Annotated in this window: 14 protein-coding genes; 8 read left to right on the forward strand and 6 right to left on the reverse strand. The window is 66.1% G+C overall.

The window, feature by feature from the left end; genetic code table 11:
• Positions 1-4: 4 nt before the first annotated feature.
• Positions 5-1,663, reverse strand: coding sequence for a 2-isopropylmalate synthase (gene leuA / locus CA234_RS06410; RefSeq protein WP_125973489.1), 1,659 nt, complete (start codon positions 1,661-1,663; stop codon positions 5-7).
• Positions 1,664-1,946: 283 nt separating this feature from the next.
• On the opposite strand from leuA, the gene CA234_RS06415 reads away from it, so the two are divergent.
• Positions 1,947-2,342 (forward strand): BLUF domain-containing protein, encoded by a 396-nt coding sequence (locus tag CA234_RS06415; protein ID WP_126001162.1) that lies wholly within the window; start codon positions 1,947-1,949, stop codon positions 2,340-2,342.
• 261 nt (positions 2,343-2,603) lie between these two features.
• Positions 2,604-2,861 (forward strand): SWIB/MDM2 domain-containing protein, encoded by a 258-nt coding sequence (locus CA234_RS06420; protein WP_125973493.1) that lies wholly within the window; start codon positions 2,604-2,606, stop codon positions 2,859-2,861.
• Positions 2,862-2,976: 115 nt separating this feature from the next.
• Here the strand turns inward: CA234_RS06420 and CA234_RS06425 are convergent, their stop codons facing one another.
• Together CA234_RS06425 and CA234_RS06430 are read right to left on the reverse strand one after the other, a co-directional pair.
• A complete protein-coding gene (locus CA234_RS06425) occupies positions 2,977-3,777 on the reverse strand; it encodes a universal stress protein (RefSeq protein ID WP_164521727.1) in 801 nt (266 codons plus the stop codon).
• A gap of 79 nt (positions 3,778-3,856) precedes the next feature.
• Positions 3,857-4,510 carry a Crp/Fnr family transcriptional regulator gene (locus CA234_RS06430; protein ID WP_241213293.1) on the reverse strand — a complete coding sequence of 218 codons (654 nt, stop codon included), beginning with the start codon at positions 4,508-4,510 and terminating at the stop codon, positions 3,857-3,859.
• A gap of 259 nt (positions 4,511-4,769) precedes the next feature.
• On the opposite strand from CA234_RS06430, the gene CA234_RS06435 reads away from it, so the two are divergent.
• Positions 4,770-5,444, forward strand: a complete 675-nt coding sequence (locus CA234_RS06435; protein WP_125973499.1) for an OmpW family protein — start codon at positions 4,770-4,772, stop codon at positions 5,442-5,444.
• Between the two features lie 28 nt (positions 5,445-5,472).
• Here the strand turns inward: CA234_RS06435 and CA234_RS25160 are convergent, their stop codons facing one another.
• The gene (locus tag CA234_RS25160) at positions 5,473-6,027 is read right to left on the reverse strand and encodes a DapH/DapD/GlmU-related protein (protein WP_125973501.1); all 555 of its coding nucleotides are present in this window, start codon (positions 6,025-6,027) and stop codon (positions 5,473-5,475) included.
• A gap of 84 nt (positions 6,028-6,111) precedes the next feature.
• On the opposite strand from CA234_RS25160, the gene CA234_RS06445 reads away from it, so the two are divergent.
• On the forward strand, positions 6,112-6,483 hold the full coding sequence (locus tag CA234_RS06445) for an acyltransferase (protein WP_125973503.1): 372 nt from the start codon (positions 6,112-6,114) through the stop codon (positions 6,481-6,483).
• Between the two features lie 207 nt (positions 6,484-6,690).
• Complete coding sequence (locus tag CA234_RS06450) at positions 6,691-7,746, forward strand: hypothetical protein (RefSeq protein WP_125973505.1); 1,056 nt, start codon at positions 6,691-6,693, stop codon at positions 7,744-7,746.
• Between the two features lie 2 nt (positions 7,747-7,748).
• Here the strand turns inward: CA234_RS06450 and CA234_RS06455 are convergent, their stop codons facing one another.
• Complete coding sequence (locus CA234_RS06455; protein WP_164521728.1) at positions 7,749-8,834, reverse strand: glycosyltransferase family 4 protein; 1,086 nt, start codon at positions 8,832-8,834, stop codon at positions 7,749-7,751.
• 658 nt (positions 8,835-9,492) lie between these two features.
• Positions 9,493-10,002, reverse strand: coding sequence for an RNA polymerase sigma factor (locus CA234_RS06460; protein WP_126001165.1), 510 nt, complete (start codon positions 10,000-10,002; stop codon positions 9,493-9,495).
• A 138-nt stretch (positions 10,003-10,140) separates the two neighbouring features.
• Between CA234_RS06460 and CA234_RS06465 the strand changes: the two genes are divergently transcribed.
• The 3 genes from CA234_RS06465 to CA234_RS06475 are packed head-to-tail and all read left to right on the forward strand — an operon-like array spanning position 10,141 to position 12,700.
• Positions 10,141-11,214, forward strand: a complete 1,074-nt coding sequence (locus tag CA234_RS06465) for a catalase family peroxidase (protein WP_241213294.1) — start codon at positions 10,141-10,143, stop codon at positions 11,212-11,214.
• Positions 11,211-11,813, forward strand: coding sequence for a cytochrome b/b6 domain-containing protein (locus CA234_RS06470; RefSeq protein ID WP_125973511.1), 603 nt, complete (start codon positions 11,211-11,213; stop codon positions 11,811-11,813). Before CA234_RS06465 ends, CA234_RS06470 begins: the two co-directional genes overlap by 4 nt.
• A complete protein-coding gene (locus tag CA234_RS06475; protein ID WP_125973513.1) occupies positions 11,810-12,700 on the forward strand; it encodes a LysR substrate-binding domain-containing protein in 891 nt (296 codons plus the stop codon). The genes CA234_RS06470 and CA234_RS06475 overlap by 4 nt, the downstream gene beginning before the upstream one ends.
• Positions 12,701-12,833 lie beyond the last annotated feature (133 nt).

Genomic DNA, 12,833 nt, shown 5'->3' on the forward strand with positions numbered 1-12,833 from the left:
TGCCTCAGGCCCGGTTCGCTGCGCTAAGTACCGCGCGCACCGAGGCGGTCGCGATATCGGCATCGATGCCGACGCCGAACACCGTCCGGCCATCCTCGGTGCGGCACTCGACATAGGCCGCCGCCTGCGCATCGGCGCCGCCGCCGATCGCATGCTCGCTATAGTCCACCACGTCCAAGCGCGGCCCCGTAGAGCCCGCCAGCGCATCGACCACACCCGAGATCAGGCCGTTGCCGCGCCCCGAGATCGACTGCGCCACACCGTCGATCGCAATGCGGCCGACGAACACGCGGCTGCCCGCGGCGCCCGTTTCCTCATAATCGACCAGCGTGATCCGATCCTTGTCACCGGGCAAATATACCCGCTCGAACCGGCCCCAGATGTCGGCGGCGTTGAGCTCGCGGCTGGTCTCGTCGGCCAGTGCCTGGACGTGCTTCGAGAATTCGGCCTGCATCCGCTTGGGCAGCTTGAGGCCCTTGTCCTGCTCGAGCACCCAGGCGACGCCGCCCTTGCCCGACTGCGAGTTGACGCGGATCACCGCCTCGTAATCGCGGCCGAGATCCTTGGGATCGATCGGCAGATAGGGCACGTCCCAGAGCTGGTCGTTGCGCGCCGCCTGCGAGGCGAAGCCCTTCTTGATCGCGTCCTGATGGCTGCCCGAAAACGCCGTGAAAACGAGGTCACCGGCATAGGGATGGCGCGGATGGACGGGGAGCTGATTGCAATATTCCACCGTCTGGATGACCTCGTCGATGTCCGAGAAGTCGAGGCCCGGGTTGAGGCCCTGGGTGTACATGTTGAGCGCCAGCGTCACGAGATCGACATTGCCGGTGCGCTCGCCATTGCCGAACAGGCAGCCCTCGACGCGGTCCGCGCCCGCCAGCAGGCCCAGTTCGGACGCGGCGACGCCGGTGCCGCGATCGTTATGCGTGTGCAGGCTGATGACCACGCTCTCGCGGTTGCGGATGTTGCGGCAGAACCATTCGATCTGGTCGGCATAGATGTTGGGCGTCGCCGCCTCGACGGTCGCCGGCAGGTTGAGGATCAGCGGGCGCTCCGGCGTCGGGCGCAGGATGTCCATCACCGCCTCGCAGACCTCGACCGAGAAATCGAGTTCGGCGGTGGAGAAGGTCTCCGGGCTATATTCGAAATGCCACGCGGTATCAGGCTGCTTGGCCGCCTCGTCGCGCAGCACCTTCGCGCCCTCGATGGCGATCTGACGGATTTCGTCGCGGCTCATGCCGAACACGATGCGGCGCCAGGCCGGCGAGACGGCATTGTAGAGATGGACGATCGCCTGCTTGGCGCCCTTCAGCGACTGGAAGCTGGTCTCGATCAGATCGCGGCGCGACTGGGTCAGCACCTGGACGATCACGTCGTCGGGCACCTTGCCCTCGCGCACCAGGCCGGAGATGAAGTCGAACTCGGTGGCGCCGGCGCTCGGGAAGCCGACCTCGATTTCCTTGAGGCCCACCTTCACCAGCAGTTCGAAGAAGCGCGTCTTCTTCTCGCCGTCCATCGGATCGATCAGCGCCTGGTTGCCGTCACGCATGTCGGTGGAGAGCCAGCGCGGCGCCTTGGTGATGGTGCGGCTGGGCCATTGGCGATCGGGCAGATCCACCTGCGGGAAGGGACGATATTTGACGCTGGGGTCGCGCAACATGGGCCGTGTCTCTCTTCAAGGTCTGGCCGCGCCTAGCGCAGCCGTGATGCGATAGGGAAGTTCCGGTTTGCCCTTAGGGGAGACGCGCGCGTGCGAAATCGGCCCCTAAGGGCGGATAAGTCGCAGGGTAAGGCGCAGGGCGTCGATCACGCCCTCCTGATGCCGGAATTATACGATCTTGTCCAGCTTGGACTAAATAGCTGAAAAACAAGCGAGCATCGACGTCCTAATCTGCTATTAACCAGTCGACGCCGAAAACGCGCGCTCGCAGGAGAGGATTTCCATGCTGCAGCTCGTCTATGTCAGTTCCGCCAACCCCGCCGCGCCCTGCCCTACCCAGGACATCCTGACCGTCTCCCGCCGCAACAACGCGCGCGACCGGATCAGCGGCCTGCTCTATGCCGATGGCGGACGTTTCCTCCAGGCGCTGGAAGGTCCCGAGGTTGCGGTGGAGGCCGCTTTCACGCGCATCCAGTGCGATCCGCGGCATCGTGCGATCGTGCTGCTGTCCCGCCGGATCGTCGACCGCCGCGAGTTCGGCCATTGGGAAACGGCGCATCGCGCCCCCGGCGCCGACGCCGCGAGCTTCCTGGCCGATGTCCAACGGCTGACGGCGGATGCATCACCGGACGTGCGCGGCACCTTCGAAGGGCTGGTCCAGACCCGAGTCTTGGCCTGAACGCGCAATATTGCTACGTTTTTGCCCTAAAGTGTTGCTCGGCTGCACCACCGCAGCGCCGCAAAGCAGCGGTTCGCCGCGCTTCTATGCGGTCTGCGCTGGACAGAAGCCCTTTCCCGCAGTCAAAGGCGTACAGGGGCGTGCATCACCGCACGAACCGCAGTACATCGTTGGTTGCGACAAGGGGGAGGAAGCCTCTCAATCCCGAGGCGCTGACGAAGGAATAGCCCCGATAAGGGGTACGAACAGGAGTTAGACACGATGGCCGAGACCAAAGCACGCGGTGGCATTGCCAAGCCGGTTACCCCGTCGCCCGAACTGGCGAAGATTGTGGGCACCGCCGATCTGCCGCGCAGCGAGATCGTCAGCAAGGTGTGGGAATACATTAAGAAGCACAACCTGCAGAACCCTGCGAACAAGCGCGAAATCCTGGCCGACGATACGCTGAAGCCGATCTTCGGCGGCGACAAGTGCACCATGTTCGAAATGAACAAGCACCTCGCCAAGCACGTCAAGTAAGCGAGGTCGCTGCGGCCTGTTGGGGCCGTGCGAACAGTAAAAGGGGGCAGGCACCCAGGGTTGCCTGCCCCTTTTCTTTTTCAGGCCGATCGCAATCGCCGGCGATTCGCCCGCGTCAGTGCGCCAGCAGCAGCGGCACGGGGCTTTCCGCCAGCATCCGCCGCGTCACCCCGCCGAACGCCGCCTCGAGGAAGCGGCTGTGGCCGAAGCCGCCCATCACCAGATAGGCCGCCTTGAGCGCCTCCACGACCCCCAGGATCGCGCCGCCCACCGTATCGGTCTTGGGTACCACCCGCACCTCGGGCCGGATGCCGTGCCGCGACAGATATTCCGCGGCCTCGGCGGCGGGCAGCCGCAGCGCCCCTTCGTCGACCACCAGGATCGTCACCGTTCCGGCATGTTTCAGCAGCGATACCGTCGCCTGCAGCGCGGCTTCCGCAGTACGCGAGCCGTCCCATGCGACCACCGCATGGCCGTAGAGATCGAAACCCAGCGTCTTTTCCGGCACCGCGACGATCGGCTTGCCGGTCTTGAGGATGGTATCGCAGATCAGGTCGCGCATGTCGGGATAGTCGATCTTGTCAAGCTCGCGGTTGAGCACCACCAGATCGGCTAGCGCGGTAGCGTCGCGCAGGCATTCGCGGGCAAAGCCGGTGGCGTCCACCCAGTCATAGGGCACGTCTTCGGCCTTGAGCCGCCCCTCCATCCGCACGCGGTTGGCCGCCTCGCGGGTCTGCTCGTCGGCGAGCAATGCGGCACCGCCGCCGAATTCGGTGTAATCGCCGACATAGGCCGGCACCATCGCGATATCGACGCAGCGCAGATGCCCTTCCAGCCCGCGCGTCAAATCGAGCGCCGCCTGGAACCGTGCTTCCTGTCCGGCGTCGTCATGCATCAGAACGAGTACATTCTTCATGGTCGCCTCCATTTCATCCGGTCTTCTTCTTGGATGAAAGCAAGCTAGGCAGATGCACTGCGCGCCGACATGCGGTTAGTTACGGAGTCTCGGCCGCGAGCACGGCAAGTGCCGGTGCATCGAGGATCACGAAGCTGCGCAGATCGGGCAGCGCGATCACCCCGTCGCGCTTCATCGCGGTCAGCTTGCGGCTGACCGTCTCGATCGTCAGCCCCAGCAGCTCGGCCATTTGCTGGCGGGTGAGCGGCAGCGCGACCGGCGCGCCGGGGCTGCAGGTGCCACGCGCCGCAAACTGCAGCAGCAGGCTGGCGACGCGCTCCTCGGCGGATTTGCGGCCGAGCAGCAGCATCCATTTCCGGAGCTGGTCGAGTTCGTCATAGGCGCGGGTCAGCAGCGCCTGGCCGATCTCGGGATACGCCTCGACCAGCCCGGGTAGCGCGCTGCGCGGAAAGACGCAGAGCTCGGTCTCGGTCAGCGCGGTGACGCAGTGGCTCGACGGCCGGTCGCCGATCGCGCCGACGAAGTCGGCCGGGAAGGCGAGCCCCAGCATCTGCTCGCGCCCGTCCTCCAGCGAGGCGGAAAGCTTGACCAGCCCGTGATGGAGGATGCCGACCTGCTCGGCGATGTCGCCCTGCCAGATCAGCGCCTCGCCGCGGCGCAGCACGCGCTTGCGCCCGATACGGTTGAGCGCCTCCAGCGCGCCCGCCGAGATGCCGCCGCACAAGGAGGCCATTCGCACACCGCAAGCCGCACAACGCGCCGGCAGGCTCCACTCCGCAGCACCCAGATCCGGCTGGTTTCGATCCATGAACATATCCGCCTCCGCGCGTGGCATGCATCGCGCGCGTACGGCGTGTCGTTACGTATTGGTCCCAGGCAGGCGAAGGGACCACCTTGGGAACATTACCTACGCGCAACGTTGCGCCCGATCAAAACCGTGGCGGAAAGTTGCGGCTACCCGGTGCCTCGTCGAACACGAGGAGAAATGAACCATGCGTACTTCGCTTTTTGTCGGTCTGGCCGCTGCCGGTCTGCTGGCCTCGACCGCGAGCGCCCAGGCACAGGACCGAGCGGGCATCACGGCCGGCGACTGGCTGGTCCGCCTGCGCGGCATCGTCGTCGCCCCGAATGAATCGTCGAGCGGCATCACGCCTGCCCTCCCCACCGCCAAGGTCGGCGTCGGCGACGCGGTGATGCCTGAAGTCGACTTCACCTACATGGCGACCGACCATATCGGCGCCGAGCTGATCGTCTCCAGCACCCGCCACGACATTCAGGGCCGCGAGGCGATCTCGTCGCTCGGCAAGGTCGGCCACACCTGGGTGCTCCCGCCGACGCTGACGCTCCAGTATCACTTCATGCCCAAGGCCGCGGTGCGTCCCTATGTCGGTGCTGGCGTCAACTACACCACCTTCTATTCGGCCAAGACCAGCGACTCGCTCAACAAGGCGCTCGGCCAAACCAGCCTCTCGCTGAAGGACAGCTTCGGCTATGCGTTGCAGGCGGGCGTGGACATCGATCTGAACAAGAAGTTCTTCCTGAACCTCGACGTCAAGTACATCGACATGAGCACCACTGCCCGGCTCAACACCGGCGGCGCCATCAACCAGACCAGCGTCGACATCAACCCGCTGGTGTTCGGCTTCGGCGTCGGCACCCGCTTCTGATCGAAGCAGTTCCCCCGCTTGCGACCGCTCACCCCTCTAGCGGGGGATCGACTGGGGAGCCGAACGCTAGGGCGCTCGGCTCCCCTTCTTCGTTGGAACAGCGCCGATCACGGGCCCGGTCCCCTATCGCAAGCGGATCACGGCCTTCGTTGCCTACCACGCCTTGGAGGCGCCCAAATCTTGCGGTCTCGATCCCGCGCCTGACGACCCGTGCGGGATTGCCGACAGCGATGCAGCCGGGCGGAACATCGTCCGCGACGACCGCGCCCGCGCCGACCACGCAGCCATCGCCGATCGTCACACCCGGCAGGATCATTGCACCCCCGCCGATCAGGCAGCGATCGCCGATGATGATCGGTCGAACGAAGCCCTTGCCTTCGCGCGCGACGAGCAGCGTCTTGAACGCGATCATCGTGTCGCGGCCTATCAGGATGCAGCCGGGTCCGCCGGAGAGAATCTTGGCCTGCAAAGAGATGCGCGAACTCGGATGGATCACAATGCCGTGACGACGCTGCAGCCACCAACGCCGCAAGGCATACAGTGGCAGGCGGATGAAATCCAATTGATCGAGCGACCGCAACATGATGCGGGCAGTATATTATGGGTTGAGGCGAATCGGGAAGGGGCTTAGTCGATTGGCGAATAGTCTGGAGGGGGGCCAGATACCATGTTCGCTCGCATATGGCGGCGCTTTGTCCGAACGCGCATCTGGGGGATGGATATTCATCCAAGCGCGGTCATCGCGGACAGCGCGCTCATCGACCGCACCTTTCCAAAAGGCGTGCACATCGCTGCCCGCGCAGTCATCGGCGAACAGGCCGTGGTGCTGACCCACGACATCGCCACCAGGGTCTGGCAGCACACCTATATCGGCGAGGGCGCAACGCTCGGCGCCCGAGCGATCGTCTTGCCTGGGCTCAAGGTCGGCAAGGGCGCGGTCGTGCTTCCCGGCAGCGTGGTGACCGAGGACGTGCCGGACGGAGCGACGGTCCGTGGAAATCCGGGAAAGCTGATCGCGCCAAGTAGCTACGCGGCTTGACCTCCACGGCGCCTACCGCCGCCGACTCCTCCCGATAGTGCCTTGGCCGACATCGATACAGCCATCACTGGCATCACAATCTTCTTCACGGCGCGCGCTCAAGCGCACAGCTGAAAAACTGATAACTGCACGAACAAAGCTGCAGGGTCGCAAATATCAGTATGCGTACCTCCCATTCATCTCGTTCGATATAAAGGCCTAGAAACCATGATCATAGTGGTTCCCTCCAATCGCTCGGTATCTCTGGAATACCTGGCGCCGCTGATCGACGCGGGCGCCCGCTTCGTCGTGGTCGACGATTCACCTGGAACGGTCACCGTCGACCATCCGAGCTTCCGGATCTATACTTGGGAAGACCGGAAGCGGATGCTGGGCGATGCCGACGCGTGGTTCCCGCGCCGCAATGGCGCCTGCCGCGATTTCGGCTTCTACGTCGCCTGGCACGAGAGCGACGACGACGAAATCATCGTGGCGCTGGACGATGACTGCGAGGTCACGTCGCAGAACTTCTTCGCCGAGGTGACCGAGGCGCTCACCGCCAAGCCGCGCCCGGTGCTCGGCGAAGGCCTGCGCCACCTCAACATCCTCGACCTCTACGAAGGCACGCCGGACAACCTGTTCCCGCGCGGCTTTCCCTATGAATGCCGCGGCGCCTATCAGCGCGCTTCCATCGGCGACGCGACCAACGGGGAGGCGCCGATCTTCAACCTCGGCCTGTGGACCGACGCGTTCGACGTCAACGGCATCGACAAGATCAACGGCCCGCAGTGGCGCTGGCCCGAAGTCGATCTCGCGATCCCCTCTGCGGCGATCGCCCCCGGCGCGCTGGTGTCGGTCTGCTCGATGAACATGCAGTTCCGGCGCAAGGTCACCCCTGCGGTCTACCAGCTGCCGATGCACGTGCCGGTGCTGCCGCACTGGATGATCGACCGCTATGGCGACATCTGGGGCGGCTTCATCCTGAAGATGCTGGTCGATCGCGCGGGCGACACGCTGACCGTCGGCGCCCCCATGATCGGACATCGCAAGGCCGGCGACATGCAGCGCAATATCTGGCAGGAGCATATCGCGCATATGGTCAACCAGGAAGCGATCGAGATCTTCAGCCTTTCGGCAGAGGTCGCGCCTGCCGACTATCTGACGATGATGGCGGAGTTCACCGAGAATGTAGCGGCGCGCGCGGGTGGCGCCAGCGGCATGCTGCGCCCCTATCTCGAACATCTCGTGCCGTGCCTGCGCACCTGGTGCACTGCGCTGAAGTAACGTCAGCCCAGCGCCGCTGACAGGTGGCGGCGATAGTCGAGGGCGATGCTGTGCGGTGCAAACCGCGCCAGCGCGCCCTCGGCTTGTAGCCGCGCGATCGACTCCTTCAGTGCCTGCTGGTTGGTCATGACATGCCGCAGGCCCGCGGCGATATCCGCAGGGTCGTCCGCGCGACAGGCATAGCCGATCCGATCCGGGGGCAGATACCCGTCGATCGCCCAGCCGGCCGGATAGAGCACGGGGATTCCAGCGAACAGCGCCTCGACGAAGACCATGCCGAAAGTCTCCTGCTGGCTCGGCAGCGCCAGCATCGCGCTGCCGCCGAGCAGCTCTCGTACCGACCCATTCGGCACCGGCCCAAGCAGACGAACCTGCCGGCGCGCGCCGGCACGCGCGATCAGCCGGTCCACCTCGAGATGGCTCCGCGCATTGCCACCGCCGACGATGTCGAGGTGCCACCCTGCCCCGGTCTCGGCGACCTCCTGCATTGCCGGGATCAGCTTCGAGATCCCTTTGCGGCGCCAATGGGCGAGATGAAAGAGCGACACGATCCGGTCGCTGGACACGCTCGAGGGGGTCGGCTCCGCCACCCCGCCCATCACCGGCAGCACCGCGATCGCTCGCAGCGGCAGACGGAGCATCTTCGAAAACCGCTCGGCTGCCCAGGGCGCGGTGGCGATCAGCGCATGCGCGGAGGCGGCGATTTCGCGCCAATGGCCGTGCAGGTCGGGTCTCCCGCGCCAAACCCAGCCGTCCGCATCGCCCCAGATGCTGCAGAGATACGGCACGCCGAATTCGCGGGCGAGTTGGCTCGCGACGATCCCGTCCGTCGTCAACTTGTGCGCATGGATCAGGTCGATGGCGATACCCCGGTCGCGCAGGTCGGCGGCGATCCACCGCACCAGCCGCGCCATCGCATGACGCAATCCCAGCCCCTTGGGAAGCGCGCGATAGGCGATGGCGACTCGATCGGGTGCATAGCGCAGGGCGGCGATCTCGCGACCGAGGTTCCCGACCCGCGTCATGCTGTAGACGATGTTGCGAAAGCCGTCGGCGCTGTCGACCAGGCGCTCCACCGCGCGGGTCATGTGCGGCGCCGCCAACGGACTCGGAAAATCGAAGCTTATATGCAGGACCGTAGCGGCAGTCATCGCTTCACCGCCCCTCCCGCGCCCTAGCATGCCATGCTGGTGGTGGCCCGCTGTCCGCGCGGATAGCGGATGCATCAACTGCGTTGCGGGCCCCACCCCACCCCGAAGCCATCATATTTCCCCCTCGATACGGCTCGCCCGCCGTCTATCCTATTTCCGCAGGCTTTGCAGTCGCGAAGCATCGGGCGCCGGGGCCCTTGGCGAAAAAGCCGCCGCGGGCGCCGCTGAGCCGTGTTCGCCTAGATGCGGGCAAGCGGGGAGCGAACGATGTTGGCGGCGCCGTGCAGATCGGCCTCCGGTGCCGTCCCGAAGACGGCACCTGCGGCAACGGCTGCCGGACTCAGTGCTGTCCACCGCGCGCGACGCGCTACCCGCACCCGAAGGTTCAGCGCGGCAGGCAAGGGTTCCTCCGTCACGCCGCGCAGTGCTTCCCGAAGCGCGTCCTTCTGGGCGCGACAGGCGGAGCACCGCGCGGCGTCTTCAGGATGCGCTGCAAGCCAGGCACGAACCTCCAACTCCCGCTCGGGAGCAAGGCGACCATCCACATGGGCCTGGAGTTCCGCTTCAGTTATCGGCGCCGCGCATCATACCACCCTCAGTGCGTGGGTTGCACGACCCCCTCTTCGAGTTGCCGGCGGAGTCGCTCGCGGGCGCGGGACAGCCGGGACATCACCATGCCCAGCGGCGCGCCGAGCACCGCCGTGGCCTCGGCCGCTGAGATCCTCCACGCCAACGCGCAGAAGCACCGCGCGCGATCCTCCGGCAGCAACGCGAGTTGCGCCAGCAAATCGTGCTGCGCGATAGCGCGCTCCTGTTCCGCCGGCACCGCCAACCACTGCTCCGGCACGGAGTCGATCGCCGCTTCCGGGCCCCGGCGCGGGCGGCGACGCAGCCGATCGAGCGCAAGATTGTGCAGGATGGTGAACAGCCAAGCACGCTGGCTGGTAGCACCACGGCGGCTGCGCCAATGGGCGAGCGCACGCTCCGGAACGTCCTGCGCCAGATCGTCGGCATCGTCGCGATGGCGCAGCATGGCGCGCGCATAGCGCCGCAACGCAGGTATCAGCGGCTGAACTTCAGCGATCATCTCCGCGCTGACCGACATCGACACCATCCTAGGCGCGAGACGCGCGAGGCGCGCCATTATTCCAGTGTCTAATTTTTTCTTCCGGACTGCGGGAATATTGCCGGCGCTGCGTCGTCTACTCCCGCGACATCAGTTTGAACCGGAATCGATATGCCCATGTTCGACCGGCGCACGATAAGCGCCTTCGCCCTGATCGGCGCAACCGTGCTGGCACTGCTCACGGGCTTTGCCTGGGCGGCCGGCTGGCTGGGCCCCCGTCGCATCAGCGGCGGCGACATCACGACCGCACTCGAGGCGAATAGCGGCGGCGTGAAGCCCGGCTATCGTCGCGCCCATGCCAAGGGACTTTGCTTCACCGGCGATTTCGGGGCGAACGGCAGGGGCAGCGCCCTCACCACGGCGCGAACGCTGCATGCCGGTACGCTACCGGTGCTCGGGCGCTTTTCGCTGGCAGGCGGCAATCCGCTGGCGGGCGACGGGCGCAACGTGTTCCATTCGATGGCGCTGCTGCTGAAGACGCCCGACGGGCAGGAATGGCGCATGGCGTTGGACCACACTCCGATCTTCCCGGTCGCCGATGTCGCTTCCTTCATCGCGCTCCAACGCGCGACGACACCCGATCCGAAGACCGGCAAGCCCGATCCGGCCGTGCTCAAGGCCCTCCTGGCGGCGCATCCCGAAGTGAAGGCTTTCCAGGGCTATATGGCGAAGGCGGTGCTGCCGAACAGCTTCGCCAACGCGACCTATTACAGCATCAATGCCTTCCGCTTCACCGATGCCGGCGGGACGACACGCTTCGTCCGATGGCAGTTCGTGCCCGAGGCGCCGCTCGCCGGTCTCGACAAGCAGCACCTCGATCAACTCCCCCGCGACGCGCTGTTCCAGGAGATGATCGCCCGGACCGCCAAGGGCCCGTCGCGCTGGCACCTGTTGCTGGTCGAGGCCAATCCGGGCGATGTGACCGACAAGGCCACGGTTGCCTGGCAGGGCCCGCACCGCACGATCGATGCCGGCACGCTGACGATCCGCGCCACCCAGCCGGAAGAGACCGGCAGCTGCCGCGACTTCAACTTCGACCCCACCATCCTGCCGGAGGGCATTGCCTTGTCCGACGATCCGCTGCTCGCCGCCCGCGCCAAGGGCTATTCCTCGTCCTTCACCCGCCGCGCCGCCGAAGGCCCACACCCCAGCGCCGTGGGGGAAGACCTGGCCAAGGGAGCGCAGCAATGACCCGCCTTTCGCCCGATTTTAACCCCGCCCTGCGCGTGCTGCACTGGCTGATGGCGGCGCTGGTGCTGGCGATGCTGTTCATCGGCGTCTTCATGGTTTCCACCAGCGGCCCGGCCTATGGGACGCTGCTCGCTCTGCACCGTCCGATCGGCATCGCCATTCTCGTCCTCGTGGTGCTGCGCCTGCCGCTGCGTCTCGCGACCGGCGCGCCCGCGCTGCCGGAGGATCTGGCGCCGCTGCAGAAGCGCATCGCCTGGGGATCGCATGTGCTGCTCTACGCCGCGCTGTTCGCCCTGCCGCTGATCGGCTGGGGCATGCTGTCCGCCGGCGGCTATCCCGTGCGACTGGGGGACGGCATCGTGCTGCCGCCGATCCTGCCGCATGACCTCGCGCTCTATGCGCTGCTGCGCGCGGTACACACCGCGATCGCGCTCGCCTTCTTCGCGCTGATCCTGCTCCACCTCGCTGCGGCACTGATGCACGGGCTGGTCCGGCGCGACGGCGTGCTGCGGAGCATGACCATCGGGCATCACCGATCGTCGCCCCCCTCGGCCGCCGACGATGACAAATCCGGAGAAACCGCTACGCTCCCGACATGACCCTCGAACAGCTTCGCATCTTCGTCGCAGTCGCCGAACGCGAGCATATGACGCGGGCGGCGGAGGCGGTGGGCGTCACCCAGTCCGCAGCGTCCGCCGCCATCGCCACGCTCGAGGCACGGCACGACATCAAGCTGTTCCACCGCGTCGGTCGCGGTATCGAGCTGACCGATGCAGGTCGTTTCTTCCTCGGCGAGGCGCGCGCCGTCCTCGCGCGGGCGGCAGAAGCAACGCTGGCGCTCGGCGAATATGCCGGGCTGAAGCGCGGCCATCTCCGGCTCGTCGCCAGCCAGACCATCGCCGCCTATTGGCTGCCCGCGCGGCTGGCCGCTTTCCACCGCCGCTATCCCGATATCGAATTGTCGGTCGCGATCGCCAATACCGAAGGCGCCGCGCGCAGCGTCCGCGATGGCGAGGCCGAACTGGGTTTCGTCGAAGGCATGGTCGACGATCCGTCGCTGGCCCACTGGGAGGTCGGCGAGGATCGCATGCTGCTGGTCAGCAGCAATCCTGCCGAGGCGATCACCAACGCCTGGCTGGCGGCCGCGCCCTGGGTGATGCGCGAGCCCGGCTCCGGCACCCGCTCGACCTTCGAAACCGCGATCCGCGATCGCGGGCTGGACCCGCACCACCTCAATGTCGTGCTGACCCTGCCTTCCAATGAATCGGTCCTCGCCGCTGTGCGCGCAGGGGTTGGCGCCGCGATGCTGTCGCAGCTCGTCGTCCTGCCGCTCCTGGAAGCACGCGCCTTGTTCGCCCTGCCCTTCGCGCTGCCGCCGCGCCGCTTCCATGGCCTGCGGCAGAAAGAACGGTATCGCAGCAAGGCCGCCGATGCATTGCTGGACGTCATTGCAAGCTTCGACGCGCAGCAGGACTGGGTGATCTGATCGCGAAAGGCGATCGGGCTGATCGCCGCAGCCCTTCGTCACTGAACGACATTCTCTGACTGCCGCGTGTAAACTGGTGCAACTCTGCCCAGCGTGACTGCCAAATTAGCCGGACCAACAACCAAAGACGATC

Source organism: Sphingomonas sp. ABOLE, assembly GCF_003950455.1.
Classification (GTDB): domain Bacteria; phylum Pseudomonadota; class Alphaproteobacteria; order Sphingomonadales; family Sphingomonadaceae; genus Sphingomonas; species Sphingomonas trueperi.

Bases quoted from the DNA above. Each gene is read 5' to 3' on its own strand.
- CA234_RS06420 (WP_125973493.1), top strand. From the start codon at position 2,604: ATGGCCGAGACCAAAGCACGCGGTGGCATTGCCAAGCCGGTTACCCCG.
- CA234_RS06415 (WP_126001162.1), top strand. From the start codon at position 1,947: ATGCTGCAGCTCGTCTATGTCAGTTCCGCCAACCCCGCCGCGCCCTGC.
- CA234_RS06475 (WP_125973513.1), top strand. From the start codon at position 11,810: ATGACCCTCGAACAGCTTCGCATCTTCGTCGCAGTCGCCGAACGCGAG.
- CA234_RS06450 (WP_125973505.1), top strand. From the start codon at position 6,691: ATGATCATAGTGGTTCCCTCCAATCGCTCGGTATCTCTGGAATACCTG.
- CA234_RS06455 (WP_164521728.1), bottom strand. From the start codon at position 8,834: ATGACCCGCGCGGTGGAGCGCCTGGTCGACAGCGCCGACGGCTTTCGC.
- CA234_RS06470 (WP_125973511.1), top strand. From the start codon at position 11,211: ATGACCCGCCTTTCGCCCGATTTTAACCCCGCCCTGCGCGTGCTGCAC.
- CA234_RS06425 (WP_164521727.1), bottom strand. From the start codon at position 3,777: ATGAAGAATGTACTCGTTCTGATGCATGACGACGCCGGACAGGAAGCA.
- CA234_RS06430 (WP_241213293.1), bottom strand. From the start codon at position 4,510: ATGGCCTCCTTGTGCGGCGGCATCTCGGCGGGCGCGCTGGAGGCGCTC.
- CA234_RS06460 (WP_126001165.1), bottom strand. From the start codon at position 10,002: ATGTCGGTCAGCGCGGAGATGATCGCTGAAGTTCAGCCGCTGATACCT.
- leuA (WP_125973489.1), bottom strand. From the start codon at position 1,663: ATGTTGCGCGACCCCAGCGTCAAATATCGTCCCTTCCCGCAGGTGGAT.
- CA234_RS06465 (WP_241213294.1), top strand. From the start codon at position 10,141: ATGTTCGACCGGCGCACGATAAGCGCCTTCGCCCTGATCGGCGCAACC.
- CA234_RS06445 (WP_125973503.1), top strand. From the start codon at position 6,112: ATGTTCGCTCGCATATGGCGGCGCTTTGTCCGAACGCGCATCTGGGGG.
- CA234_RS25160 (WP_125973501.1), bottom strand. From the start codon at position 6,027: ATGTTGCGGTCGCTCGATCAATTGGATTTCATCCGCCTGCCACTGTAT.
- CA234_RS06435 (WP_125973499.1), top strand. From the start codon at position 4,770: ATGCGTACTTCGCTTTTTGTCGGTCTGGCCGCTGCCGGTCTGCTGGCC.